The sequence below is a fragment of the Edaphobacter aggregans DSM 19364 genome (assembly GCF_000745965.1).
Taxonomy (GTDB): domain Bacteria; phylum Acidobacteriota; class Terriglobia; order Terriglobales; family Acidobacteriaceae; genus Edaphobacter; species Edaphobacter aggregans.
This window is the reverse complement of sequence record NZ_JQKI01000027.1, coordinates 1-25,675: the sequence shown is the minus strand read 5'-3', so window position 1 is coordinate 25,675 and position 25,675 is coordinate 1. Positions and strand designations below refer to the sequence as shown.

General features: G+C 61.2%; 23 protein-coding genes and 1 pseudogene. 10 read left to right on the top strand and 14 right to left on the bottom strand.

Translation table 11 applies throughout. The annotated features are described in order from the left end of the window. Positions 1-23 precede the first annotated feature (23 nt). A complete protein-coding gene (locus Q363_RS13440) occupies positions 24-1,091 on the top strand; it encodes an SDR family oxidoreductase (RefSeq protein ID WP_035350918.1) in 1,068 nt (355 codons plus the stop codon). A gap of 230 nt (positions 1,092-1,321) precedes the next feature. Here Q363_RS13440 and Q363_RS13435 read toward each other — a convergent pair whose 3' ends face one another. Next, complete coding sequence (locus Q363_RS13435; RefSeq protein ID WP_035350916.1) at positions 1,322-2,239, bottom strand: hypothetical protein; 918 nt, start codon at positions 2,237-2,239, stop codon at positions 1,322-1,324. A 133-nt stretch (positions 2,240-2,372) separates the two neighbouring features. Between Q363_RS13435 and Q363_RS13430 the strand changes: the two genes are divergently transcribed. Together Q363_RS13430 and Q363_RS13425 are read left to right on the top strand one after the other, a co-directional pair. Further along, complete coding sequence (locus tag Q363_RS13430) at positions 2,373-3,602, top strand: glycine C-acetyltransferase (RefSeq protein ID WP_035350915.1); 1,230 nt, start codon at positions 2,373-2,375, stop codon at positions 3,600-3,602. A 79-nt stretch (positions 3,603-3,681) separates the two neighbouring features. Further along, positions 3,682-4,491 carry a hypothetical protein gene (locus tag Q363_RS13425; protein ID WP_157466838.1) on the top strand — a complete coding sequence of 270 codons (810 nt, stop codon included), beginning with the start codon at positions 3,682-3,684 and terminating at the stop codon, positions 4,489-4,491. 11 nt (positions 4,492-4,502) lie between these two features. On the opposite strand, the gene Q363_RS13420 is transcribed toward Q363_RS13425, so the two are convergent. Continuing rightward, positions 4,503-7,847: a TonB-dependent receptor domain-containing protein gene (locus tag Q363_RS13420; protein WP_245632209.1), complete on the bottom strand. Its 3,345-nt coding sequence runs from the start codon at positions 7,845-7,847 to the stop codon at positions 4,503-4,505. 147 nt (positions 7,848-7,994) lie between these two features. On the opposite strand from Q363_RS13420, the gene Q363_RS38090 reads away from it, so the two are divergent. Continuing rightward, complete coding sequence (locus Q363_RS38090) at positions 7,995-8,402, top strand: TOBE domain-containing protein (protein WP_035350971.1); 408 nt, start codon at positions 7,995-7,997, stop codon at positions 8,400-8,402. A 3-nt stretch (positions 8,403-8,405) separates the two neighbouring features. Here Q363_RS38090 and Q363_RS13410 read toward each other — a convergent pair whose 3' ends face one another. The 5 genes from Q363_RS13410 to Q363_RS13390 form a co-directional block, all read right to left on the bottom strand. Then, positions 8,406-9,710: a dihydroorotase gene (locus tag Q363_RS13410; protein WP_035350914.1), complete on the bottom strand. Its 1,305-nt coding sequence runs from the start codon at positions 9,708-9,710 to the stop codon at positions 8,406-8,408. Next, the gene (locus Q363_RS13405; RefSeq protein WP_051978738.1) at positions 9,707-10,711 is read right to left on the bottom strand and encodes an aspartate carbamoyltransferase catalytic subunit; all 1,005 of its coding nucleotides are present in this window, start codon (positions 10,709-10,711) and stop codon (positions 9,707-9,709) included. The genes Q363_RS13410 and Q363_RS13405 overlap by 4 nt, the downstream gene beginning before the upstream one ends. 9 nt (positions 10,712-10,720) lie before the next feature. Then, positions 10,721-11,296, bottom strand: a complete 576-nt coding sequence (gene pyrR, locus Q363_RS13400; protein WP_035350913.1) for a bifunctional pyr operon transcriptional regulator/uracil phosphoribosyltransferase PyrR — start codon at positions 11,294-11,296, stop codon at positions 10,721-10,723. A gap of 55 nt (positions 11,297-11,351) precedes the next feature. Further along, a complete protein-coding gene (locus Q363_RS13395) occupies positions 11,352-11,924 on the bottom strand; it encodes a hypothetical protein (RefSeq protein ID WP_035350912.1) in 573 nt (190 codons plus the stop codon). A 143-nt stretch (positions 11,925-12,067) separates the two neighbouring features. Beyond that, the gene (locus Q363_RS13390; protein ID WP_035350910.1) at positions 12,068-12,679 is read right to left on the bottom strand and encodes a hypothetical protein; all 612 of its coding nucleotides are present in this window, start codon (positions 12,677-12,679) and stop codon (positions 12,068-12,070) included. 318 nt (positions 12,680-12,997) lie between these two features. On the opposite strand from Q363_RS13390, the gene Q363_RS13385 reads away from it, so the two are divergent. Then, positions 12,998-13,504 (top strand): MerR family transcriptional regulator, encoded by a 507-nt coding sequence (locus tag Q363_RS13385; RefSeq protein ID WP_035350909.1) that lies wholly within the window; start codon positions 12,998-13,000, stop codon positions 13,502-13,504. A gap of 18 nt (positions 13,505-13,522) precedes the next feature. Here the strand turns inward: Q363_RS13385 and Q363_RS13380 are convergent, their stop codons facing one another. Then, the gene (locus tag Q363_RS13380) at positions 13,523-14,455 is read right to left on the bottom strand and encodes a YeiH family protein (RefSeq protein ID WP_035350907.1); all 933 of its coding nucleotides are present in this window, start codon (positions 14,453-14,455) and stop codon (positions 13,523-13,525) included. Positions 14,456-14,544: 89 nt separating this feature from the next. Continuing rightward, positions 14,545-15,468: a LysR family transcriptional regulator gene (locus Q363_RS13375; protein WP_035350906.1), complete on the bottom strand. Its 924-nt coding sequence runs from the start codon at positions 15,466-15,468 to the stop codon at positions 14,545-14,547. A gap of 218 nt (positions 15,469-15,686) precedes the next feature. Here Q363_RS13375 and Q363_RS13370 point away from each other — a divergent pair, with 218 nt between their 5' ends. Both Q363_RS13370 and Q363_RS13365 read left to right on the top strand, forming a co-directional pair. Next, entirely contained in the window at positions 15,687-17,198 is a 1,512-nt protein-coding gene (locus Q363_RS13370; protein ID WP_051978737.1) for a lipid II flippase MurJ, read from the top strand. A 127-nt stretch (positions 17,199-17,325) separates the two neighbouring features. Next, entirely contained in the window at positions 17,326-17,952 is a 627-nt protein-coding gene (locus tag Q363_RS13365) for a class I SAM-dependent methyltransferase (RefSeq protein WP_051978736.1), read from the top strand. Positions 17,953-17,971: 19 nt separating this feature from the next. Here Q363_RS13365 and Q363_RS13360 read toward each other — a convergent pair whose 3' ends face one another. Continuing rightward, the gene (locus tag Q363_RS13360; RefSeq protein ID WP_035350904.1) at positions 17,972-18,790 is read right to left on the bottom strand and encodes a glycosyltransferase family 2 protein; all 819 of its coding nucleotides are present in this window, start codon (positions 18,788-18,790) and stop codon (positions 17,972-17,974) included. 104 nt (positions 18,791-18,894) lie between these two features. Between Q363_RS13360 and glmS the strand changes: the two genes are divergently transcribed. The 3 genes from glmS to Q363_RS13345 all read left to right on the top strand — a co-directional run bounded on the left by glmS (position 18,895) and on the right by Q363_RS13345 (position 22,269). Continuing rightward, complete coding sequence (gene glmS / locus Q363_RS13355) at positions 18,895-20,955, top strand: glutamine--fructose-6-phosphate transaminase (isomerizing) (RefSeq protein ID WP_035350902.1); 2,061 nt, start codon at positions 18,895-18,897, stop codon at positions 20,953-20,955. A 277-nt stretch (positions 20,956-21,232) separates the two neighbouring features. Beyond that, positions 21,233-21,817 (top strand): hypothetical protein, encoded by a 585-nt coding sequence (locus Q363_RS13350; RefSeq protein WP_157466836.1) that lies wholly within the window; start codon positions 21,233-21,235, stop codon positions 21,815-21,817. Between the two features lie 53 nt (positions 21,818-21,870). Further along, positions 21,871-22,269, top strand: a complete 399-nt coding sequence (locus Q363_RS13345) for a hypothetical protein (RefSeq protein WP_035350898.1) — start codon at positions 21,871-21,873, stop codon at positions 22,267-22,269. Between the two features lie 381 nt (positions 22,270-22,650). On the opposite strand, the gene Q363_RS13340 is transcribed toward Q363_RS13345, so the two are convergent. The 4 genes and pseudogenes from Q363_RS13340 to Q363_RS46210 form a co-directional block, all read right to left on the bottom strand. Continuing rightward, positions 22,651-23,157, bottom strand: a complete 507-nt coding sequence (locus tag Q363_RS13340; protein ID WP_035350897.1) for a hypothetical protein — start codon at positions 23,155-23,157, stop codon at positions 22,651-22,653. 292 nt (positions 23,158-23,449) lie between these two features. Further along, positions 23,450-23,866: a PaaI family thioesterase gene (locus Q363_RS13335; RefSeq protein ID WP_035350895.1), complete on the bottom strand. Its 417-nt coding sequence runs from the start codon at positions 23,864-23,866 to the stop codon at positions 23,450-23,452. A gap of 261 nt (positions 23,867-24,127) precedes the next feature. Then, a complete protein-coding gene (locus tag Q363_RS13330) occupies positions 24,128-24,922 on the bottom strand; it encodes a hypothetical protein (RefSeq protein WP_157466834.1) in 795 nt (264 codons plus the stop codon). 569 nt (positions 24,923-25,491) lie between these two features. Beyond that, a pseudogene (locus tag Q363_RS46210) lies at positions 25,492-25,675 on the bottom strand (transposase); the annotation flags it as partial.

Genomic DNA, 25,675 nt, shown 5'->3' with positions numbered 1-25,675 from the left:
CGTTCGGAGCCAGAAGGGGAAACGTGAGTAAAACAGCTTTGATTGTTGGCGCATCAGGCATCGTAGGAAGAAATCTTGCAACAGAGCTGGCCGCGCAACCGAACGAGTGGAAGATCTTCGGTCTGGCCCGAAAGCCCGTCTCCATCGACGGTGTTGAACCGGTCGCCGCCGATCTCACATCAACAGATTCCCTGCGCAGTGCTCTTGACCGCATCAGACCGACCCATGTCTTTCTGTCGACATGGATGCGCCAGCCAACAGAAGCGGAAAACATAAGAGTAAACAGTGCCCTGGTCCGAAACCTCCTCGACGCAATCCGGCCCCACGCTTCGGTGGAACACGTCGCACTGGTGACGGGCCTCAAGCACTACCTCGGTCCCTTCGAGGCCTACGGAAAAGGAACCCTTCCCGCAACACCCTTCCGCGAGGAACAGGGCCGTCTGAACGTGGAGAACTTCTATTACGCGCAGGAAGATGAAGTCTTCGCCGCCGCCGATCGGGATGGATTTGGCTGGAGCGTACACCGTCCTCACACCATCATCGGTTGGGCTCACGGTAACGCGATGAACATGGGCGTCACGCTCGCGGTGTATGCCTCTATCGGCCGGGCTACAGGACGTCCCTTTGTCTTTCCAGGTTCGGCGGTGCAATGGAACAGCCTCACCGACATGACCGATGCCCGGCTGCTCGGCCGCCATCTCATCTGGGCCTCCACCACTCCCGCCGCTCGAAATCAGGACTTCAACATCGTCAATGGCGATGTCTTTCGCTGGAGCTGGATGTGGCAGCGTCTGGCGCAATGGTTCAATATCGAGCCAGCTCCATTTCCTGACAAGGTCTCCCCTCTGGAGATTCAACTGGCAGACGCCGCGCCCGTCTGGGAGCAGATAGCAACTAGACACGACCTCATCGAGCCAAAACTGAACTCGCTTGTATCTCCCTGGCACACCGACGCCGACCTCGGCCGTCCTATCGAAGTCGTCACCGATATGAGCAAAAGCCGGCGACTCGGCTTTTTGGATTACGTGCCCACAGACGACAGCTTCTTTGCGCTCTTTCGACACCTACGCAATCAGCGAGTCATTCCATGAGAGCATCCGAATCGCCCAAAACGTTGTCAAGTCCCCAAACCACTCAACCTGATGAAAACAAAGCAAATATAATGTGCCGATTAATTACCTCCAATTCTCTACAAGAGAAATAGAGAGAAAAAAAGAAAAGCCCGGAGCAATCCGGGCTTCTTCTTCAGCTTCGAGCAGAGTACCAACCTAACTCATCTGAATCGAATACTTTGCACAAAGAGTACGGGAGGGAGGGTACCTCAGGAAGGCTGAACCGAAAGCCCCTCAGCCAGCTTGAACCGCACAATGGACTCCGACGGAATGTCGATATCGCCATTTCCCGTCAGCCCGGCCGCAGCCGTTCCCGCGCCCGCACCAGCAAGACCGCCGATCAACAATCCGGTCCCGCCAGTCGCAAGACCGCCGACCAGCATTCCCAGACCGGCGCCGCCGCCGATCATCGCAGCCGATCGCTTGCCCTTGCCCTTCTTGGTTCGTGTCAGGCTGCTCGTCTCCAGCGGATAGCGCTGCCCATTCAGAGTCATCGACGTCAGCTGCAGCTGCAGGACCGACGCGCCCTTGAAGCGCCCGCGCTTGTGCGACTCAGCAACCACGCCGCCCACAGGAGTTCCCTTCGGAACGATCAAGCGGCCGCTCCTGTCCGCCACCGGCTCCGCGATCTCGCCGTCAAACGGATCGCCCGCGTGGCTCGTCTTCACGCTGATGTGCTGGTTGATCCGGATCGCCAGCGTCGTACCCGCTGGAATCTTCACATCCGCCGGCGCAATCGCAGCGCTTGCCGGACCCGCCGCCGGCTGCTGCTGCGCCGCCGGAACCTCCGGCTGCCCATTCGCCATCACCGTCGCCTGCTGAGCAACCGGCGCCGCCTGCCCTCCGGCCACCGCCGGCGCATTCGCCGGAACACCCGAGGCCGGGGTCACCGTCGTCGTCACCTGCTGCCCGGTCTGTCCCGGAAGCGGAGGCTGAACCGTCGTCGTCGTCGTGTTTCCGTTTTTATCAACCGAGACCACCTGCTGCGCCTGTCCCGTTGCCGCAGCCTGCTTCTTGGCATCCTCGATCGCCTTGTCCTGCTTCGACTGGCAACCAACAAAGGCCAGCATCGCAAAAACAAGTACCGCAGCCTTCATCGTCGTTCGCGTCGTGTCTTGAGCAATCATCGTACGAAGCTCCTTTTCTTTCCTCTTACCAGGGATTTTTTACGTTCTGCGGAGCAACAACATCCACACCTATACTTAACATGCACGTCAGTCTCCACGCCGTCCGTACCGCACTAAGGTTTACGATAGTTGCATGACCACCGCAGCCCAAACGCGCCCGCAGCTCGCACACCTGACCGAACAACTCAACGAGCTCAAGCAGCGTGGAACCTACTTCAAGCTGCGCATCCTCGAAGATGAGCAAGGTCCCGTCTGCACCTACGACGAAAGGAAAGTCATCAACCTCGCCTCCAACAACTACCTCGGCCTCTGCGACGACCCGAGGCTCAAAGAGGCCGCCATCGCCGCCACACAAAAATACGGCGTCGGCTCCGGAGCCGTCCGCACCATCGCCGGAACCATGCGCATCCACATGGAGCTCGAAGAAAAGATCGCCGCCTTCAAAGGTGTCGAGGCCTGCGTCGTCTTCCAGTCCGGCTTCACCGCCAACGCCGGAACCGTCTCCAGCATCCTCGGCAAAGAGGACTTCATCCTCTCCGACGAGCTCAACCACGCCAGCATCATCGACGGCGCGCGCCTCTCTCGCGCGAAGATCAAGGTCTTCCGCCACAAAGACGCCGCTCACTGCGAAGAGCTCCTCAAGGAAGTCCAGAACGAACCCGGCCGCAAGCTCGTCATCACCGACGGTGTCTTCTCCATGGACGGCGACATCGGACCCGTCGACAAGCTCTGCGACCTCGCCGACAAATACGGCGCCATCATGATGGTCGACGATGCCCACGCCTCCGGAGTCCTCGGCCGCAACGGACGCGGCTCCGTCGATCACTTCCACTGCACCCAGCGCGTCGACGTGCAGGTCGGAACGCTCTCCAAGGCCATCGGAGCCCTCGGCGGCTACGTCTGCGGCTCACGCGACCTCATCGACTACCTCTACCACCGCGCGCGCCCCTTCCTCTTCTCCACCTCGCACCCGCCGTCAGTGGCCGCAACCTGCATCGCCGCCTTCGACATCCTCGAGAACGAGCCCGAGCGCATCGAGCGCCTCTGGTCGAACACCCGCTACTTCAAGCAGCAGCTCACCAACGCGGGCTTCGACGTCGGCGGCAAAACCACTCCCGCCAGCGAGACCCCCATCACCCCCATCATCATCGGTGACGGCCGCAAAACAATGGACTTCAGCAAAGCCCTCTTCGACGCAGGCCTGATGGCCACCGGCATCGCCTTCCCCACCGTCCCCGAAGGCAAGGCACGCATCCGCACCATCATGACCAGCGAACATACCCGCGAGCAGATCGATCAGTCGCTCGAGATCCTCACCACCGTCGCACGCAAGATGAACCTCCTCGCAGAGGTCGCTTCATAAGCGGTGAAATCCTTCAACTTAAGAGTCAGATCTCACTCCGACACCGCATCGATTTGCTCAGAAGTGCGTCTTAGGCTGTATGCCTCACGATATCCGACGCTCCTGCAGCATTCTCGCCACGAGCGCCGCCTTCTTCTTCGTTCCCCTCGGCTCCGTACCTGTTCGCTCCCAACAGCTAATTGCGATTACCAGCTCCCGCAGCGCCGCCGAAGAGCTTCCTGACGCTCCCAAGCAACAGCAACAGACACCGTCCGCAGCAGGAGCTCAGCTCGTTCCGCCAACAACGCCCGATGCCGGCGGTCCCCAACAGACCAAGCGCATCCTCGGCATCATGCCCAACTTCAGTTCTGTCTCCGCGGATGCGAAGCTGCCGCCGCAGACCCCAAAGGACAAGTTCATCATTGCTGCCAAAAACAGCTTCGACTACTCCTCCTTTGTGATGGCCGCAGTCCAGGCCGGCTTCTCCATGAATAGCAACTCCTACCCTCAGTTTCGCCAGGGGGCCGTCGGCTACGGTCGCTACTACTGGCACACACTACTCGACACCGCCGGCGAGAACTTTATGGTCAGCGGCCTTGGTCCTGTGGCCTTCCGCCAGGACAACCGCTTCTACACGCTCGGCCACGGAAGCTTCCGCAAGCGGGTCTTCTACGCCGCAACACGCGTTCTCGTCACCCGCACCGACGACGGCGGCAGCGCCCCCAACTACTCGGAGATCATCGGAGCAGGAGCGGCGGCAGGCGTCTCGACCCTCTACTATCCCTCCGAGTACCGCACCTGGACCAAGGTCGGACAGAAGTGGCTCACCAGCTGCATCATTGACTCGGCCAGCTACGCCTTCAAAGAGTACTGGCCCGACATCAACCACAAGGTCTTCCACACCAAGTAACTCTTCTCTCGCTAGAACCGCAGCTTCCCGGCAACCTGCACCACGCGCGGGTCAGCCGTGGTCGCCGTAATGGACCCGAAGTTTGCCGTGCCAACCGTCGCATTCGGCTGCGCGAACGCCGGCGTATTCGTCACGTTGAAGACCTCTCCCCGCAGCTCGAGCGCAAGCCGCTCCCCAAACTGCGTCGTCTTCACCAGCCCCAGATCCCAGTCGCGATACGCCGGCCCGCGTGCAGGATCACGTGATGCATTGCCCAGCTTGAACTGCGGCGTGATCGAGAACGCGGCCGTGTTGATAAACCGCGCGACCGTCCTCATATCCGCAGAAAGATTCGGCCGTCCGCTGATCATCGGCCGCTGCGTTCCGAACCCGGCGAATGCGTTGAAGTTCGTCGCCTGCGTAATGGCGAACGGCATGCCGCTCTGGATCGTAACGATGCTATTGACGTTCCACCCGCCCAACAGCCACGCCATCGCGCCGGACGAGGCCACCCGATGCCCCCTGCCCATCGGCAGCGCATACACCACCGACCCCACCGTCACATTCGGCATATCGCCCAGCGAAGCATCGCGCTCCAGCGAAGGATTGAAGCTGTCGGCCACAGGAAAGTTCGCCACCGGCCCCGTCAGAATCGACGAGTCAAACACCGACGACGCATCATCCATCAGCTTCGAGTGCGTATAGCTCAGCATCGCCGTCAAGCCATAGCTGGTCCGCTTCTCAACCTTCAACTCCGCCGCGTTGTAGTTCGTGCGACCTGTATTCTTGCGGAACGATGACACGGTAAGAAATCGCGGATATGGCCTCTGCAACTGCGCCACCGAAACAGTCTTCCCGCCAATCGAAGACGACACCGGAATCTGCCCATAGTAGGGATTCGCTACCGTAGCCGTCAGCGCAGAACCCTGCGCAAGCTGCGCCACCGTCAGCTGATTGAGGTTAGTGTCCGGAATCCCCACGCGCGTGATCACCGATCCCGTATAGGCCACCTCAATCGCAAGATCGCGCATCAGCTCATGCTGTACCGCAAGGTTCCACTGCTGCACGTAACCCGAACCAAGCTTGCGATTCACCGTAAAGACGCCCTGCCCCAATCCCGCATCGGCGTTCAAAGGAATCGGTGCAACCGATGGCCCACTCGAAAGGACGAACGCCGGATGAATGCTGTCGAGCGTCGCCTGCTGCACTGTCTGAAGAAACGGAAACTGCGGCGTTGTGAACGGCGTCGTAATGCCCGTCTGCTCGATGAAGATGATCCCATAGCTCGAGCGCACTACCGTCTTCGGCGTCACCAGGTAGCTGAAGCCGAGCCTCGGCCCCACGTTGCCATAGTGAAGCTCGCGCGCCGAGCGCGGAAAGCCATCCTGTCCCAGGTACTGATACCGTTGCGTTGTCAGATTGAAGACCGCGCCCTGGTTATGAACCTCAGTCGACGGAAAGTTCAGAGTCCATCGCAGCCCGGCGTTTACGGTCAGCCGCGGCGTCGCCTTCCAGTCATCCTGTACGAAGAACTCAGCGATATGCGCGCGAGGACGTATTACGCTTCGCTGTAGATCGATGGAAAACGTATTCACCTGTCCCAGCAGAAAACTCGCCACCGCATTCCCCGAGTTCGTCACACCACCCTGATTCGTAAACAACGTCGAAAATGCGAAGTTGCCCGTCGGGTTCGGTGGCTGCACCGCATCCAGGTGCTCCCAGCGCAGGTCGACTCCGGCCTTCAGTGCATGCCTTCCCTGAACCCGCGAGACCATGTCGAAGACCTGCGTCACATTCGTCGAAAAATTCGAGAAGGTGCTCGGCGAAGGCCCAAGCTGCGTGATGCCCGCGATGGCGAAGACCGGTAGTGCGTCGTTGAATGCCGCGTTGGTTGGGATCCCGGGAATTCCCAGTGCCGCCGATGCCGTCCCCGGCAGGAATGCTCCCGACCGATTCAGCGCGCGCCGCGTGTAGCCAAACCGCGCCTCGTTCACCGTTCGCGCGTTGAAGCTGTGCGTCTCGTTGGCGACATACTGCTGCCCCACAGTGCGGGAGAGTCCAATCACGTTGCCCGTCGAAAGAATCGTGCCCGTAATCACTCCGCTCCCGTCCGGCAGCGGCGTCACCGGCTCCTCGACATCGTGGAAGTACGTATAGCGCACAAACCCGCGATCGTTCTTACCCAGTTGCGTATCCAGCCGCACATCGAACTGATTCTGATGGTCGATGTCGTTCCCCACTCTCACATAGTTGTTCGCGGCCGCCGAATTAGTGGGCAACGGATACCGCGCCAGCAGCCCCAGCGCCGCCGGATCCACACGGTTGCGCGGAATCGTGTCATTCGGGAACTCCGCGCGCGTAAAGGTCGAACCCGTCTGCACCGTCGTCGCAGGGTCATAGATCTTCGTCGGCCCAAAGCTGAAGCCAGTCGTCGGATTGCCGTTCGCATCGGGAAACCCGCGCTGCGCCAGCGTAGGCACCGTGCTCGTCCGCACCACGCCCACCGCCTGGTTCGTCCCCTGATAGTCGGTAAAGAAGAACAGCTTGCCTGGAAGCACCGGCCCGCCCAGCGCCGCACCATACTGGTTGCGCCGAAAGATAGGCTTCGCTGACGAAGCCGGAGTGAAGTAGTTCCGAGCATTCATCGCCTCATTGCGCAGAAACTCGTACACCTCTCCATGAAACGCGCTGGTGCCCGGCTTCGTCGAAAGATTCACCACACCGCCGTTGAAGCGTCCAAACTCTGCCGAAACGCCGTTCGACATAATGGCAAACTGGTCGATGTCATCGATGATAGGAAAGAACGCCACCTGGCCCGGCTCCGGCTGCAACGCCGACACGCCGTCATAAAGGTACTCGTTCGTGCGTGGGCGACCACCGTTGATGCGCGGCAACAATGTGCCCGGCGGCAGAGAAACCCCCGGCGCAAGCGTCGTCAGCGAGATCATGTTGCGTCCATTCAACGGAAGATTCTGCACCGCCTCCTGGCCAATCACCGTCACCAGCGCCCCCGACTCGCTCGCCAGCAGCGAGGCATCGGCGCTAACATTCACCACTTGGTCCGCCGCTCCCGCGCGCAGCTCGATATCAACGCGTGAGCGCACGCCAGTCTTCACAGTAACGCCTGCACGATCCACTGTCGCGAAGCCCTCGGCCTCAACTCGAACCGTATAAACACCCGGACGCAGGGAAGTCACCGCGTAGTCTCCCGCCTCTGTCGTTTGCGTTTGCGTTTCCACTCGCAAAGACAGAGACCGCACAGTGACCCTCGCGCCTGCAACCACGGCCCCACCCGCATCTGTCACCCTACCGGCAAGATCACCGCTGCCGCTCTGTGCCCATGCACTCCCAGCCACAACCGCAAGCGCGCATACCATCATGTAACGAAGTAATCGGAGAGAGAACCGCATATATCGAAATTACACGATTAACGATTTCAAGAATGTGCGATTTAATTGTCAAACGATTCTCCCAGCTTAGCAACGCGGTAAACTACTCATTAACTTGTTGATCCGAGGTGCCCCATTCCTTCCGCCGACACACTCCTCAAACCCCGCGAAGCCGCCGCGGAACTAGGGCTTAGCTACCCGACGATCAAGCAATGGATCCTCTCCGGCAAACTCTCCAGCGTCAAGACGCCCGGAGGCCATCACCTCATTCCGCGCAGCGCTCTCGCCCCGCTCCTGAAAGCCACGCCGAAACCAAGAGAGACACGCGAGCGATTCCGCCAGGTCAGCGGACGCAACCAACTCATCGGAAAGATCGTTGAAGTCAAGATCAGCGGACTGCTCGCCAAGGTCGTCCTCTCCATCGGCGACCAGCGCATCACCTCCATCATCACGGCCGATGCTGCCCGTGAGATGCAGCTCCGCAAAGGTCAAACAGCCGCCGCGCTGATGAAGTCCACCGAGGTCATGATCACCCGCGTCTGACGCTTAGCCGCGATACACCACGCGCCCGTCGCAGATCGTCGCCTTCACTCGCCCCAGCATCTCCGCGCCGTCGAACGGCGTATTCCGCGACTTCGACCGCGATGCCGCCGCGTCGAATCTCCACTCCGCGCCCGAATCAAAGATAACTACATCGCCAAAGTGCCCGGCCCCCAACGCGCCGCGCCCCGCCAGCGTCGCAATCAACGCTGGAGCCGTGCTCATCAGCGAAATCACACGCGACAGCGACATTCCCTGTCCGCGATGCAGCATGCGCAAAGCCAGCCCCAGCGCCGTCTCCAGGCCCGTAATGCCGTTCGGAGCGCGCTCAAACTCCTGCACCTTCTCGTACGCCGCATGCGGAGCGTGATCCGTCGCAATGCAGTCCGCCGTACCGTCGACCAGCGCGGCCACCATCGCCGCTCGATCGGCCTCCGCCCGCAGCGGAGGATTCATCTTGGCGTGCGTGTCGTAGTCGCCGATCGCCTCGTCCGTCAAACAGAAGTGGTGCGGCGCCACCTCGCAGGTCACGTGCAGTCCTTCCCGCTTTGCGCTGCGAATCGCCTCCATCGCGCGCGCCGTCGAGACATGCTGCACATGTAGGTGCGGCCGCAGACCCTCCACACACTCGATCTCGCGAAGCAGCCGAATGTCGCGCTCCACGATGCGCGCCTCAGCTTCGACCGGCATGCCGCGCAGCCCCAGCCGAAAGGCCACTGGCCCCGCGTTCATGCTGCATCCGCCGGTCAACCGCGTGTCCTCGGCATGCTGCGATACCGGAACCTCGGCCCGCGCCGCGGCCACCAGCGCCGCGCGCATCACGTGGTCCTCGAGCACCGGCTTGCCATCGTCAGTAAAGCCCACGGCGCCGGCTCCACGCAGAGCATCGAAGTCCGTAAGCTCAACCCCCATGCTCCCCACCGTCGCCGCCGGCATCGCAAACAGCTTCACCACCGAACCCCGCGCCGCATCGAGCATCCACTCAAGCTTCGCAACCGTATCGTTCACAGGAACCGTATTCGGCATCGCCACAACACTCGTGAAACCGCCCGCCGCAGCCGCGGCCGTCCCCGTCGCGATCGTCTCCTTGTAAGTCTGCCCCGGCTCTCTCAGATGCACATGCACATCCACCAGGCCCGGCGCGACGATCATCCCCGTCGCGTCGATCATCTCCGCCGCCTCCACCCCGCTCAGCGCTCCCGGCGCCTCGACCGCTGCCACACGACCATCGCGCACCAGCAGGTCCCGCGGCGCGTCCACTCCGTTGGCAGGATCGATCAGCCGTCCGTTCAAGATCAAAACGTCACTCATACCGTCGCACTCTCAAACTCGCCTGCGCAAATCGCTCTGACCAGCAGCGCGGACCGCACAGCCAGGCCATGATCCACCTGTTCCTCAATCGCCGATTGCGGACCATCCGCCACATCGTCCGCGATCTCCAGCCCGCGGATCATCGGTCCCGGATGCATCACCACCGCCTTCGGTGCCGACGCCGCCAGCCGCTCGCCATTCAGCTGATACCGCGCAATATAGTCCGCCAGATCCAGTTCCAGCCCCGCCAACCTCTCCTTCTGGATGCGCAGCATCATCGCCACCTGAGCCTGCCTCAGCGCACGATCGAAGTCGCGCTCAAGCTCGATCCCTGCGCCCATCCTCCGCGCGTCCTCCGGCAGCAGCTTCTCCGGCCCGCACAGAATCACGCGCGCTCCCAGCCGCGGCAGCAGCATCGCGTTCGACCGCGCCACGCGGCTATGCAGGATATCTCCCGTAATCACCACCGTCACGCCTTCGAGCGTGCGTTCATCAACCGCCGCCGCGCGCGCCGCGCCATACAGTCGCGTCAGTATCGTTCGCAGATCCAGCAGCGCCTGCGATGGATGCTCGTGCATGCCGTCGCCTGCGTTCAACACCGGAAGCCCCGTCTCGCGCGCCAGCACAAACGGAGCGCCTGACGACGCATGCCGCAGGATGATGCACTCCGCGCCCAGCGCCCGCAGCGTCAGCCCCGTGTCCTTCAGGCTCTCGCCCTTTTCGATTGAAGATGACTTGTCGCTCACCAGCGTCGTCGTCGCGCCCAGCGACTTCGCCGCCAGCTCGAATGAAGTCCGCGTCCGGGTGCTCGATTCGTAGAACAGCAGCGCGATCCTTCGCCCCGCCAGTATCTCCACGCGCGTCGCATGCGGCATCGCTGCAATCCGCGCCGTCTGTGCCAAAATCTCTGAGACCTCGTTCACCGTCAGGTGCGCCACGCTCAACAACGAGCCCGCAGCATATCGAGATCCACTCACCGAAACCTCACTTGCCTCTTGCATCCTTGCCGCTCAGTCCACTCGCTCGACCAGCAGCACCTGCTCCTGCCCGTCCACCTCGTTCAGCTTCACCTCGATAATCTCGCGGCTCGAGGTCGGGATGGAACGCCCCGTATAGGTCGCCTCGATCGGAAGCTCGCGGTGGCCCCGGTCGATCAGCACCAGCAGCTGCACACTCTTCGGGCGTCCATGGTCGAACAGCGCATCCAGCGCCGCGCGAATCGTCCGCCCCGTGTACAGCACATCGTCCATCAGAACAATGTCGCGTCCCGTCACGTCGAAGCCGATCGCCCCCGGCGTCACCACCGGCCGCGGCCCGCTCGTCGACAGATCGTCGCGATAGAAGCTGATGTCCAGCACGCCCACATCCACAGGGTGCTTCTCGATCTTCTCGATCATCGCTCCCAGCCGCTGCGCCAGCGGAACACCGCGCCGCTTGATTCCCACCAGCCCCAGGTTGGCGCCGCCGTTATTTTTCTCGACGATCTCGTGCGCCAGCCGCACCAGCGTCCGTTCGATCTCCGAGGCCGACATCAGCCGGCCCTTCTCCCGAATCTTCGGTCCCTGAACTTCCGTCTGCTCGCTCATAAACGCTTCCGCTGCTGATGATATCAGCAGCCCCGCCGTGCGATCTCCGCCCGCGTTACGCAGTTCTGCGGGCACGCACCATCCCGCCGACCGCCCCGCCCAGGGTCGACAGCACCATCACAAACCCAGCCAGCATCGCAAACCCGGCCAGCATCATTCCCGCCCTGAACTCCGGCGAATAGACATACCGCATCACCTCCGCCGGCTGCGGATTCATCGCCGCCGCCTTGTCGATCTGCGCGCGCAGCTCCGTGTCGAACGCCCCCATCGTGTGCAGCTTGTACCTCGCCACCAGTCCTGCGCCCGCCATCGCCACCGCAATCGACACCACCAGAGTCAGGCCCACCACCATCCCGATCCGCGCACCCACGCCCGCATCCATCCACGCCTGCGGTCTTCGCCACTGATACAGTCCCAGCGCGATCACCGACCCGCTCACCGTCCACAACCAGCTCAGCGCCGACAACGCCGGCACCCGCGCCGAGGCCACGCTCAACAACGCCGCCACCAGCGAGACCACGATCGCACATTGGATCGCCATCTTCCAATCCACCTGCTGCGGCCGCGGCGGCGGCAGAATTCCAGTCGAGCCTTCGGCGGCATCAGCCCCCGTGGCTTGCTCAGTCATGTAGATCTGCGGAGCTCCGCAGTGCGGGCAGAACGAGGACCCGCCGTCACCGGCAGCCAGTTCACCGCCACATCGGTGACAATATGCGTGCATAGCTCCAAGCTATCCCACCCAATACCTTGCGGCAAGCGGAAGAGCGAACCCTACTGTCGCTGATCCGTATCGCCGTCCCCCACCGAGAGGCTCCCCGGAAGGTCCAGCGCCACCAGACCGAACTTCGTTCCCCCGCTGTTCGGCTCGATCGCCACAATATGCTGATGCTGCTTCGATCCCGTCTTCAGCTCCATCTTGCCCGAGCTATCCGCCGTCACACTCGAATGCTTCTTGCCGCTGTCCGAGCACGTCAACCCTTCATCCGTCTGCGTCGGCGTCCCTACAGGCTGATCGTGATTGCACTCGATCACCGCTCCATACCGCCGCATCGCGTCCTTGTAAAACGCGCTAACCTTCTCCGGCGCATCCGGCGTCTGGTAGTTCGCCGCCTTCACCCGAAGCTGGAATCTTCCAAAGCTCAGATTCACATCCGCCGAGCCGTTGTCCTTGTCCCGCTTCTTCACCAACTCCGCGCCCGGATACACCGGCAGCCCAATCCCCTCCACGCCCCCAGCTTCATTCGTCTTCACCTGGATGCCGCCGAACGGAGTCGCGACCTTCACGTTCTTATCGTCCCCATGCTTGTTCGTGTCGACCCGGCAGCCGCTCACCACCGCCACACTCAGCAGCGCCGCCAACCGAATCCATTGCTTCGCGCCCATTCCGTCTCCGCCTTTCCTCCAGCAACGATACGTCACTTGCGCCTCCGCAGTTCCTTCTGCCAGTAAGGTCTCCTTCCATCATTCCGAAGGCGACCATTAACACTCCGGGGCATGGCTCCCCCGCTCCATACGGTTCAAGTGAACCTCGTTGAATGTTTGCGAGCCATTTCACCACGAACGCGCCCCGCAGGAAACGGAAAAGTCGTTCCCGTCCCGCTCAAAAAAAACCGCACCGAAAAGGTAAACGTAGATGCTGCAACACGCTCACGCTGGCCTATACTGACACACAAGGGCGAGGGAGCCCTTCTGGAATCTGGCATGGCACAACACCAGCCAATCCGCAGAAATACGCCGCCCTCCGGGTCCGAAATCCCGGACAAGCTCTACTTCCGCATCGGCGAAGTCTCGCGCCTCTGCGACATCCCCGCCTACGTCCTGCGCTTCTGGGAGAGCGAGTTCCCTCAGCTCAAGCCGCACAAGGGCGGCACCGGCCAGCGCCTCTACCGCCGCCGCGACGTCGAAACCGTACTCCACATCAAGTCGCTGCTCTACGACGAGGGCTACACCATCCCCGGCGCGCGCCAGGTCATCAAGACCGAACAGCGCCAGAAGACATCCCAGCTTCCCCTCGACATCGAAGCCGGCGCCTCCGACCCCACACCCCAGCTCCGCAAGCTGCACAAAGAGATGCGCGACCTCATCGCCCACCTCTCCAGGCCACCCGCCCGCCCCGCCATTCAGAGCATTCGCTCCCCACGCAGCAGCGGCCCCGCCACCCGCCGCCCCGCAGGCGACAAGCTCTTCGAGCCCGGCTCAGAAAACTAGCACCTTACCTCTTGCGCATCACAGGGCAATCCATCCCGCATGGATCGCCCACAGCGATACGCTCGCCACCACGATCCACAGCAGAACGCCCTGAACCAGCGGACGAACCCCCACCTGCCGCAGTGTCTTCCTCGAGATCCCCGACCCGATCAGAAACAGCACCACTGTCAGCCCCGCGCGCCCCAGCCGATGCAGCGCGCTAAAGGCCGCAACACTGTGCGGAAGCAACCGCGGCACGTAGCTCGCCGCCACCGCCGCCACGCAGAACAACAGGATGAACCACGGCCACTGCACCTTCGCCTTGCTCTTCCGCAGCGCCGCCGTTCCGACTGCCAGCGGCACAATCCACAACGCGCGCGCCAGCTTCACGGTCGTCCCCACGGCCAGCGCCGTCGCCCCGTATCTCGCTCCCGCTCCCACCACCGAACTCGTGTCATGAATCGCCAGCGCCGCCCATAGCCCGAACTGCGTCTGCGTCAGATGCATCGCCCACCCGATAAACGGAAACAGCAGCAGCGCAATCGAGTTCAGCACAAACACCGTGCCCAGCGAGACCGCCATCTCCTCCTCGTTCGCCTCCAGCACCGGCCCCATCGCCGCAATCGCGCTCCCGCCGCAGATCGCCGTCCCCACGCTGATCAGCAGCGACTGCGTCCTGCCCACCTGAAACATCTTCCCCAGCACAACCCCGAGGCTCAGCGCAAACATAATCCCCAGCGCCGTATAAGCAACCCCCGACCGCCCCGCCTGAACCACCTCGCCCAGGTTCATCCCAAACCCCAGGCAGACCACCGCGGCCTGCAGCAGAAACTTCGACAGCCGCCTGCTCTCGCCATGAAATGGATGCTCCACCGTCAGCCCGAAGATCAACCCGAGCGCAAGAGCGAACGGAGGCCCAATCAGCCCGCTCGCTGCAACGACAATCCCGATAAAGAAGAGATTCTGTACCATCGCCTCTCAAGCATCGAACCTTCCCACGCCCCCGTCGAGACGGAGTTTTCAATCGCCGATAAGTTTTTCTTATCGGCCTGCTGAAAAAACTATCGCTCCGGCAGCCCCACCGCCGCCAGCGCAAACCGCTGAAACGCCCCCGCCGCCCCCGTAGGCTCCGCCCCAGCCAGCCGCACAAAGCTGAACTCCCGCACGATCCTCAGCCCCGCCACCTTCACCACCTTCACCGACCCCAGCCGCAGCACCTTCCCCACCGCCCACCGCGAAACAAACCCCACCCCCAGCTCCGCCTCCACACCTGAGATAATCGCCTCCGTCGAATCCAGCTCCATCGCCACCTTCAGCGACCTCAGCGGAAGCCCCGCCTGCTTCAACGCCCGCTCCACGACCCTTCGCGACCCCGACCCGCGCTCACGCATCAGCATCGGCACCGTAGCCAGCTCCGCCGCGGCGATCGGGCCCTTCCTCTGCGCCCAAGCATGCCCCGGGCTCACAATCAGCACCAGCTCATCCGGAGCCATCGGCTCCGTCGTCACATCCCTCCGCATCGGCGGCCCCTCGATAATGCCCAGCGCCACCCGCTCCTCCGCCACCGCCTCCGCAATCTCCTCCGTGTTCCCGCTCACCACCGACATCCGCACATGCGGATACTGCTTCAGAAACGCCCCCAGGATCCGCGGCAGCAGATACTGCGCCACCGTCGTCGAAGCCCCCAGCCGCAGCTCGCCCGTCACCTCATGGTTCAGCGCCGCCAACGCGCGCTCCGCCTCGGCCATCGTCGCCGCCGCGCGATTCGCATAGACCAGCAGCACTCGCCCCGCCTCGGTCAGCGCGATCTGGCTGCCGCGACCATCTCCGCCCGCGCGATCAAACAGCCGCACCCGCGCCTCCTCCTCCAGCGCGCGAATCTGCTGACTCACCGCTGGCTGGCTCAGGTGCAGCACCTCCGCCGCCTTGCGAAAGCTCATCGCCTCAGCCACCGTGCGAAACACCTTCAGCCGAAAGTTCTCCACTCCCTCACCTCACGCGAAACCGAACCTGCCCCGCCACTCCTCAGCATAAGCCCCGTCACTTGCTCACCCGGTAAAATCAACGTAGCCCTAAGAGACACGCCCTGAACGACGCACCCAACCCGCAGCCAGCCGTCACAGCCGTTCGCCCTCGGCGCAACCCTCTCGCCCTGCTGCGGCCGTCCGCCTCGCACAGCGCCTCCTCCGCCACTATCCTGCTGATGCTGAGTGCGCTTCTCTCCGGTCTGTTCGGATTGGCGCGCATCAAGGTAATCAACTCGCTCTGGGGTGCTGGCCCCGAGCAGGACGCCTATCGCGCCGCCTTCAAGCTGCCGGACCTGCTGTCTTACTTTCTCATCGGCGGTGCCGCATCCATCTCACTCATCACCGTCCTCAACCGCTATCGAGAGAAAGGTGACGAAGAGGGAGGCGATCGTGCGCTCTCTGTCATCCTCACCACGATGCTCGTCGTTCTCGGCGTCGGCGTCCTGCTCGCCGAGATCTTCGCCCCCCAATTCGTTCTCCTCGCTAATAAAGGCTTCCGCACCGATCCGCTTCGTGCCTCCTACTGCACGACCATGACGCGCATCATCCTTCCTGCTCAGCTCTTTTTCTTCCTAGGCAGTGTCATGGGAGCCCGCCTCCAGGTGCGCAAGATATTCATCTACCAGGCGTGCGCGCCGCTGATCTACAACACCGGAATCATCCTCGGCGCACTTATCGCAAAATACGCGCCCTCGAATAACGAACAGTTCGAGATCCACTCCCTTGCGCTTGGCGTACTCGTCGGAATGTTCGTCGGCTACGGACTGCTGAACTCAATCGCCGCGTTCCGCACTGGCCTGCGCTACCGCCCGATCATCGGCTTCCGCGACCCCGCTTTTCTGGAATGGCTTAAGCTCTCGCTACCCCTCATGATCGGCGTCTCACTCGTTATGTTCGACGGCATCTTCCTCAATTACTTTGGCTCGCTCCGCGAGGGAGGCATCACTCTACTAGGCAATGCCAAGGACCTCTTCAACGCTCCGTTCAACGTCATTGGACCAGCCGCAGGCGCCGCTTCGCTCCCTTTCTTCGCCTCAATCTATCAGCAGAACCGCATGCGCGACTTCTCTATCGCAGTCTCGCGCGCAGTCTCGCGGCTCTTCTCTGTGGGAATGCTGGTCTCCGCCTGGATGATCGCTCTTGCTCCCTGGCTCATGGATCTCTTCCGCGGAGGCAACTTCCGCCGTGTCGATGCCGCCGCCGCGACCCAACTCTTCGTCATTCTTGCCGGCACACTGGCCATCTGGGCCGTACAGGGTATCTACGCCCGCGCCTTCTACGCCGCTTCCGATACCAAAACCCCCGCGATCACAGGCACCCTGATTACCGTTCTCTCCGTCCCCATCTACGCCGCGCTCTTCCGCATTCTTGATCTCAAGGGTCTGGCGCTCGCCTCCGACCTAGGAATCCTGATCCAGACCACTACCCTAGCCGTTTTGCTCCATCGCAGGAAACTCGTCAGCTTTGCCGATCTTGAGTGGATCGAATTCGCTCGCGCTCTGCTAGCTGCACTCATCGCAGGAGTGGCAACCTGGGCCTGTGCACACGCTCTGCGGCTTCCTCAGAACCACATCGCCGATCTCATCACGCTCGCCGCAGGTTCTCTCATCTGGGCCGCGCTTGCCGCCGCTACCCTGCACCTCACCGGCTCCACAATCCTCCGCCAGCTTCGCTCCCGCATTCGCTAAGCTCTCGATCGCTTCAACTGTCGCGACCGGCATCACCACGCCGCGAATTCTAATCGCTCCCACACAAGCGATGAATCCCACCTTCGTCCGCTCTCCCGCACTCTGACCTCGCAGTTATCATGCCTCCATGGCAGGCATCTCCTACCAGTACACGGCTGCGAACACCTCAGGCAGCCACAGGTATCTCTATCCCGCCGTCTCCCGTTTTCTTCGGCACCTCCCCGCCGGCTCCACCGTCCTCGACGCAGGCTGCGGCAACGGAACCTTCCTCGCACTCTTTCAGGACCGCGACTGGCAGCTCCACGGCTCCGACTACTCCCCCGCCGGCCTCGGATTCGCCCGCCAGTCCTTCCCCAACATCAACTTCTTCCTCGCCGACGCCCAAAGCCCCTACGCCGACTTCCTCTCCACCGTCGGCCCCGTCGACGCACTCATCTCCACCGAGGTCATCGAGCACCTCTACGACCCCCACGCCTTCCTCCGCAACTGCTACGGGCTCCTCAAGCCCGGCGGAACCCTCGTCCTCACCACGCCCTACCACGGCTACCTCAAAAACATCCTCCTTGCCCTCTCCGGCAAGATGGAGTTCCACTACGACGCCCTCCGCGTCCACGGCCACATCAAGTTCTTCTCTCGAAAGACCATCGAGCGCGCCCTCACCGACGCCGGCTTCACCTCCATCGAGTTCACCGGCACAGGCCGCTTCCCCTACGCCTGGAAGAGCATGGTCCTCAAGGCCACCCGTCCCGCCTGACCGCTGACTCCGGTGCGTTCTACGCCCCGCCGCGCTCCAGCTCCCGCGTCTTCAACACAATCATGTACTCGTAAAACGACTGCAGCGTCGCATACGCCATCCCCGCCGCGCCGTCCAGCAGCGCGCCCCGAACCAGCATCATGTACCCCCACTTGATCAGCGGCCTCCCCGGCATCCGATAAAACAACGCCTTTTGATGCAGCCGCCGCACATGAAAGTCCGGATCCCTCAGCGCCTTCCTCCACGAAGGATCCTTCAGCCCCTGCTGCCGATAGATCAGCTCCGCCTCCATCGTCGAGTACACATTGTGCTTCGCCACCCAGTGCGCAATCCCCTTCGAGAACGGATAGTGGTCCAGCGGATAGCTCAGCTCCGCCACGCGTCCCTCCACCTCCAGCACCTCGTTGATCGCCCGCGTATACCGCGCCCTCTCCGGCCGCACCAGCCGTATGTAAAACGGCGAGATCTGCGCATGTTTCAGCCACACGCCAAACAGAAAGTCCCTCCTCCGCAGCCGAAACCCCGAAACCTCCTCCCCCGCCGCCGTCACCGCCTGCTGCATCTCCCGCCCCAGCTCCGCAGTCGGCCTCTCATCCGCATCCACCACAAACACCCACCCGTGCCTGAAGTGAATCTCCTTCAACGCCGCATTGCGATGCGTCGCATAGTCATCAAACACCCTCTGATACACCTGCGCCCCCGCCGCCCGCGCTATCGCCACCGTCGCATCCGTCGAAAACGAGTCGAAGACATGCACATCATCCGACCACGCCACCGACTCCAGACACCCCGGCAGGTCGCGCTCTTCATTTTTAGTAAGGATAAGGACCGAGATCATCTCCCTCGTATTACACCATCCCGCTCACCACAAGACCCCACTCCCCCAAAAGTCCCACACGCGATACCATCCCAAATTACCCGCCCTCCGTCTAAACTCATCCCATGTGCGGAATCGTCGGATACATCGGCCCCCAACCCGTCGTCCCTGTCATCATCGAAGGCCTGCGCCGCCTCGAATACCGCGGCTATGACTCCGCAGGCATCGCCGTCGCCGGCAACTCCGCCGGACTCGAGCTCCGCCGCGCTCCCGGCAAGCTTCGCAACCTCGAGACCGTCATCGCCGACCACCCCCTCCACGGCACCTTCGGCATCGGCCACACCCGCTGGGCCACCCACGGCCGCCCCACCGAGGAGAACGCCCACCCCCACCGCGACTGCACCGGCTCACTCGTCGTCGTCCACAACGGCATCGTCGAAAACTACCTCGCCCTCAAAAAAGAGCTCACCGCCAAGGGCCACACCTTCGTCACCGAGACCGACACCGAGATCATCGCCCACCTCATCGAGCAGGAACTAACAAACGCTCGTCATTCTGACCCTGAGCCTGTCGAAGGGGAAGAACTCCCGCATTTTGCCAATGGCGCCACAGGCATCCCCCTTGAAGAAGCCGTCCGCCGAGCCGTCCACCGCCTCACCGGAGCCTTCGCCATCGGCGTCCTCTCCGCCAACGAGCCCGACAAGCTCGTCGCCGCCCGCATGGGACCTCCCGCCGTCATCGGCCTCGGCGACGGCGAGTTCTTCCTCGCCTCCGACGTCCCCGGAATCCTCCACCACACCCGCAACATCCACTTCCTCGCCGACGGCGAGCTCGCCGTCATCACCCGCGCCGGCGTCACCCTGACGAACTTCGAAGGCGAAGCCCTGCCCCTCAAAGTCCAGCGCATCGCCTGGGACCCCATCCAGGCCGAAAAGGCCGGCTACAAGCACTTCATGCTCAAGGAAATTAATGAGCAGCCCCGCGCCATCCGCGACACCACCCTCGGACGCGTCTCCTTCGACACCGGCCAGGTCTTCCTCGACAACCTCGACCTCTCCCCCGACGACATCCGCCGCGCCTCTCAGATCACCATCGCCGCCTGCGGAACCTCCTGGCACGCCGGCCTCGCCGGCAAGTTCATGATCGAGCGCCTCGCCCGCCTCCCCGTCGACGTCGACTACGCCTCCGAGTACCGCTACCGCGACCCCATCCCCAACCCCAACGCCATCGGCCTCCTCATCACCCAGTCCGGCGAGACCGCCGACACCATCGCCGCCCAGACCGAGCTCATCGACAAAGGCTCCAAGACCCTCGCCATCTGCAACGTCGTCGGCTCCGCCATCACCCGCCGAGCCTCCGGCGTCATCTCCACCAACGCCGGCCCCGAGATCGGCGTCGCCTCCACCAAGGCTTTCACCTCCCAGCTCACCGCCCTCTTCCTCCTCGCCCTCCACTTCGCCCAGACCCGCGGAACCATCACCCCCGAGCAATCCCTCCACCTCGCCACCGAGCTCTCCCGCCTCCCCTCCAAGCTCGAGTCCATCCTCGCCCTCAACTCCGCCACCGCCACCGGCATGTCCGAAGGCGTCGCCGCTCCCGCGCGCCTCACCGGAGCCCCTGCCCCGCCCATCACCCCGCTCCCGCCCTTCCCCTTCGTCGAGCGGCGCTCCCGCCCCCGCATCTCCCTCGACGAGCACTGCCAGCACCTCGCCAAGCTCTTCCACACCGCCGACGACTTCCTCTTCCTCGGCCGCGGTATCCACTACCCCATCGCCCTCGAAGGTGCCCTCAAGCTCAAGGAGATCTCCTACATCCACGCCGAAGGCTACCCAGCCGGCGAGATGAAGCACGGCCCCAACGCCCTCATCGACGAGTCCCTCCCCGTAGTCTGCATCGCCACCAAGGACCCCGCCGACCCCGCCAGCGTCCTCAAGTACGAAAAGACCCTCTCCAACATTCAGGAGGTAACCGCCCGCAGCGGCCGAGTCATCGCCATCGCCATCCAGGGCGACGAAGAGATCCGCAACCTCGTAGAACACACCATCTACATCCCACCCGCCCCCGAACTACTCCTACCCATCCTCGAAGTAGTCCCCCTCCAACTCCTCGCCTACCATATAGCCGTAAGAAGAGGCTGCGACGTAGATCAACCGAGAAATCTCGCGAAGAGCGTCACCGTCGAGTAGACGTTTGCACAAACATGGAGTTTATTGACCTCAACATTTAGTTTGAAATTAAATGATCGCCGCAAGGCCTCTTTACATTACTCTGTCTACGCACAAACCTCATCGTCGAAAACTAGTCATATCAACGACAGTCCTCATTGCGGTATCGCTCAGTGCAATTCATGCTGCTCACGCTCAAAAAGCGCGACTTGACCAGCCACCGGAGACACCACCTGTAAGTTGCGGACTAGCTTTAGTGTCACTTTCTACAATATCAGGCTCCCCCACCTACAAGAGATTGCGTTATCAGCTCGAAGCTCTCAACTCAGCACAAGAAGCCGTTGTAATCATGTCGGAGGGACTTGAAAACTCCAAGAGTTCATCTACACCTGCATTGGCACTTTCCGCCATTCTTACAAGCTCGCAACGAGGCCGCGATGATCTTCTTTGCGCTGCATCCATAATTGGCCGTTATCAACCAATAGATGACGACGACAAAATGATCAGAGGCCTCCTGATCGCCTCTTATAACCAAGAGGCAAACGCGCTAATTGACTTGCAGGCGCACATGAAGGAACAGATATTGCGGAGAACGCAAAGCCAGAACACATTGCTTAAAGATGCAGAACGCATTTCCTCGATAAGTAAAACTCAAGACGAGGCAGCAGACACTCTCATACAAATGACCACGCTTTCACTGATGCTCTCTGTCGACTTGCGTAATCCAAACGCGAAGAATACAGAGGAGACCCTGCTCTCATGCAAAGAATCTGAGGATCTCAGGAAGATTAGTGCTCCCATTGCAGCGGGGAAACAAAGTGCATATCAAGGCCCAGCCACCTTATTTTTGAAGTTTCTAGAAGGCCACAAATGTAATCCATAAGGGACGGGTGGCCCACATCTGAAACCTGTGCCCCATTTATGCGGCCTCGTCTCATGGATGATATTCGCGGAATCGGATTCACCTTGGCTTATGTATCCTTGATCACCATGCTCAAATTTCTTGAATTCCATTCGGCTGCAATACAAGCCGCGTGTTCAGCGCTCGGGCTAATTGGCCTTGCGGTATATACATGCTTAACATCAAGTATTCGAAAGGCGACTGTACGCCAAGCAAAAGCCTCCCAACGGCCCTTGATCGTCTTTGAGCTGGTGTCAGACAAGGAATCTAAATGGCTTATCTACAACAGAGGTAACGGGCCCGCTTTGCATGTGTACTGGAAAATCGGTCATGCAAATGACAAGCAGAACTGGCACAATCTCGGAGCGCTTGCGGTCAACGACTGGTCCGATCTTCCTGACCAATCTAACCCAAGGCTACTAACAATGCCCTGATAACGGACTCCGAGTTCACTACAGCGACTTAGCCGATAACAACTACTGCACAATTATAGAAAATGGTCCACATACGTTCCAGCAAGACTCCTTCGACTTACGAAAGAGCGAATGCAGCCATCTCAGATAGGTGATCGGAGCAAATGGAATGTCGGACGGGCGGCGGGGCGGGTGGCCCACACATAAAAACGAACCCATACCTCGGTGTGGGTGGGTGGCCCACATCTAAACTCAGGACGGGTGGCCCATACATCCAAACCAACCCATACCTCGAACCGGCGGGTGGCCCATACACGGTCAGGAGGAACAACCCACCTCTAGCTACCCGTCTCCGAACTGCTCCCCACCCAACAGCCGGGTGGGGGAGCAGTTGGAACCGCTTCATTCGAAGCGACGCGCAGTACTTGAGCCGCAGCCCGGCGCAATCAAGTTCCCGCTGGTGTCCAATATTTCAAGCTTGATCGTATCGGTGAATTCGTCCGCGCCCCTGTCCAGCTCAATGGTTCGCGTGAATCTATGTGTCGATATCCAGACTCCGGCCGGGTTAAACGCGAAGGCCTCGATTACTGCGGTGTAAGTCCCGCGCCCCGTGTGCCGCCAGACACCGATGCCGTTAGTGAAAAGCGGTGGGGGCTGACCGGCGGTCGCCTGTGTGACCGTACCCCCTTTTACGAAGGCTAACAGCGCTGGAAAGCTCCTCTGCACCGCGCCCGTCTGACAGTCCTTGACCGACACCTGCACGCGCCACGTCCCCTCTAGCCCGCGCTCCTGCGATTCCCACCTGTCCTCTTGCGCACCTAGCCCCGATGTTGCAAGCAAAACGACCGCCAGCGCGAACGCCGACACCAAGTTCACTCCGTGAACCGACTTTAAGTTTCTAACGTTCATCTTCGTTTCTCCTCTCGTGCAATCTGGCCGGTCCTCCCTAGTCAACACACCATGAAAAGCATCATCGAGACAGGGGCCCCTGCGTCGGCATCCGCATGAAAGAGCCCCTCCCGCCGAAGCAGGTTCAACGGATATCGTGTGGGCCCATGGAGGAAGGCCCAACAGTACTCCTCCACCCAACGATGGTCAAAGGCGGGTGGCTCGGGTGCCCCATTCATGCGGTCTCATCGCATGAGTGGGCCATTGCGCGGCAGCGCGATCCGCTCTCCCTCCCCCAGCAGGGATGCCTAGCTCAGGAAATAACCGCCAGCGTGCTGGAGGCCTTGGCCACGATGAGCCGCTTGTTATCGCCTTCGATCATCACCTCCGCCTCGGTAAAGATAAGTCTCTTTCCAGCCTTCAATACCTCCGCCCGGCAGAGGAGCACCGCTCCTGATGCGGGACGCAGGAAGGAAACTTTGTTCTCTACCGTAATCACATCTTGCCCTTCAGGCGCCATAGTTGCTGCCGCACCTCCGCAGGTATGGTCGGCAAGCGTCATCAGCACACCGGCATGGGCAAATCCATGCTGCTGCTCCAGAGTCGGTGTGACAGGAACTCTCGTCTCACACCATCCATCGCCAAACGCAATCAATTCGATTCCCAGCAAGCGAACAAACTGCGCCTGCTCAAAGATTCGCTTTACAAGACTGACCTTCGAATCATCCATGCCCGCGTCACCCTATGATCCTCACCATACTAAGCAAAACGGGTGACGAGAAAGGGCGGGTGGCCCACATCTGAAATCGGGTGCCCCATCTTCGGCGCGTAGCGCCTAAGGTGTGTCATTCGCGCGGAAGCGCGAACCGCTCTCCTCCCGAACCTGCTAAAAATCCAATCATGCCCCTGGGCCTGGAAGCGGTGGGCGCAAAGCGAAGCCGAGGCATTCGTCGCCTCGGCTTGCTTTAACCGGATGCTTCAGGAGAATGACTTAGAAGGTAAAGCCATGCACCAGCCGGACGCTCTCCGCAGTCATCGAGCCCAATCCGTAAGCTGCTCCGGCGATCGCCGTGCCGCCGAGGCTTGACGTGGCATCCGTATTCACGCCGCATTCTACGCTGACGGTGTAAGTGCCAACACCGACATTCGGGAAGATGAAGTTGAAGGTATGGGCGCTGGTCGTGTTCAGCACGAGCTGAAGCGTCGAATCAAAGTCGCAGGACCCACCAGCCGTCCCAGCAACCGTCACGACGCAGTTGCTCAGAGTCTGCGTAAGCGTTTGAAGGCGGGAGTCGAGCACCACACCGTAATGATTGCTGGAGTCCTGGACGCAGCCTAGGATTGCATCCGAACAAGCAGCGACGGGATCGGCGACCTGAACCACGGCGCCTGTGTTTGGGTCTCTCAGGACAACACGCAGGTAGACTCCTCCCGTCGCCGTCGCCGTCGAGGTACCGCCAGTGTGCGTCTTCGTCATGGTGTTGGTGTAGAGTCCGGTCACCAATGACGGGGACACGATGATCGACTGGCTGTTTGAAACCTTCATGGTGCTCGTCATCACCGGAACGAAGTTGTCCGGAGTAACCGCCACTGAGGCTCCGCTGAAGATGTCATGGCAGCTCACAGGCAGGGTGGCTCCATCCGCCGAGCCACTGGCGGTGCAGCCTACCCCGGTATTGATGGCGGCTGTTGCTTTTGAGCTGGCGGTTTGTGCGAAGGTTGGAGTGCTTATCAAGGCTGAAAAACTCAAAGCTATGGTCAGTTGTGCGACTGCGCGTGCTTTCATTTTTGCCCCTTATCGGCTACGCCTTGAACGACCGCGATGCCGAGAGCGCCACGTTATCGGCCTTCTAACATCGAGTCAAGTTAAATCATTGTGCCTCCTAGACTTAGCTCGCCCCCGTCAAGCAGTTGAATAGCCATTTCACAGAACTTCAACCCATCATTTACAAACAATAACGAGGATCGCCACCGGGTGGCCCAATCTGGAACTCGGGTGCCCCATTCATGCGGTCTCTCATCGAATGAGTGGCCCACATCTGAAGCTCGGGTGCCCCATCTTCGGCGCGCCAGCGCCTAAGGTGGGGTTCGCGCGGCTCCAACCCCTCCGCGCCCGACCACCCAAAAACCGAACAAAACCATGTTTTCCACACCCAAACCCACCCAAAATCGTGTCAAGCCCCAAAACCACGCATATCTCTGATTCCAAAATTGATCCAAGTTGCCGATTAGAGCGGATTCAAGGTAGCTGCACCCTGTAATTGCAGAGTCTGAACCATGCTGTGGCGTTGTGGGCGTTGATCCTGGGCAAGGCTTCTGTGATGGCCTGGTCGAGCTCTTTGGGGTCGCGTGCTTTGGTGGCGCGAAGGAGTTGTTTGAGTTTAGCCCAGGCTTTCTCGATGGGGTTGAGGTCGGGCGAGTAAGGCGGCAGATACAGCACGTCGGCACCACGCTCTTGAAGCCGTTCTCGCACCCCGGCTACCTTGTGCGAGCTGAGATTATCCATGACCACAACGTCTCCGGGACGCAACTGCGGGCA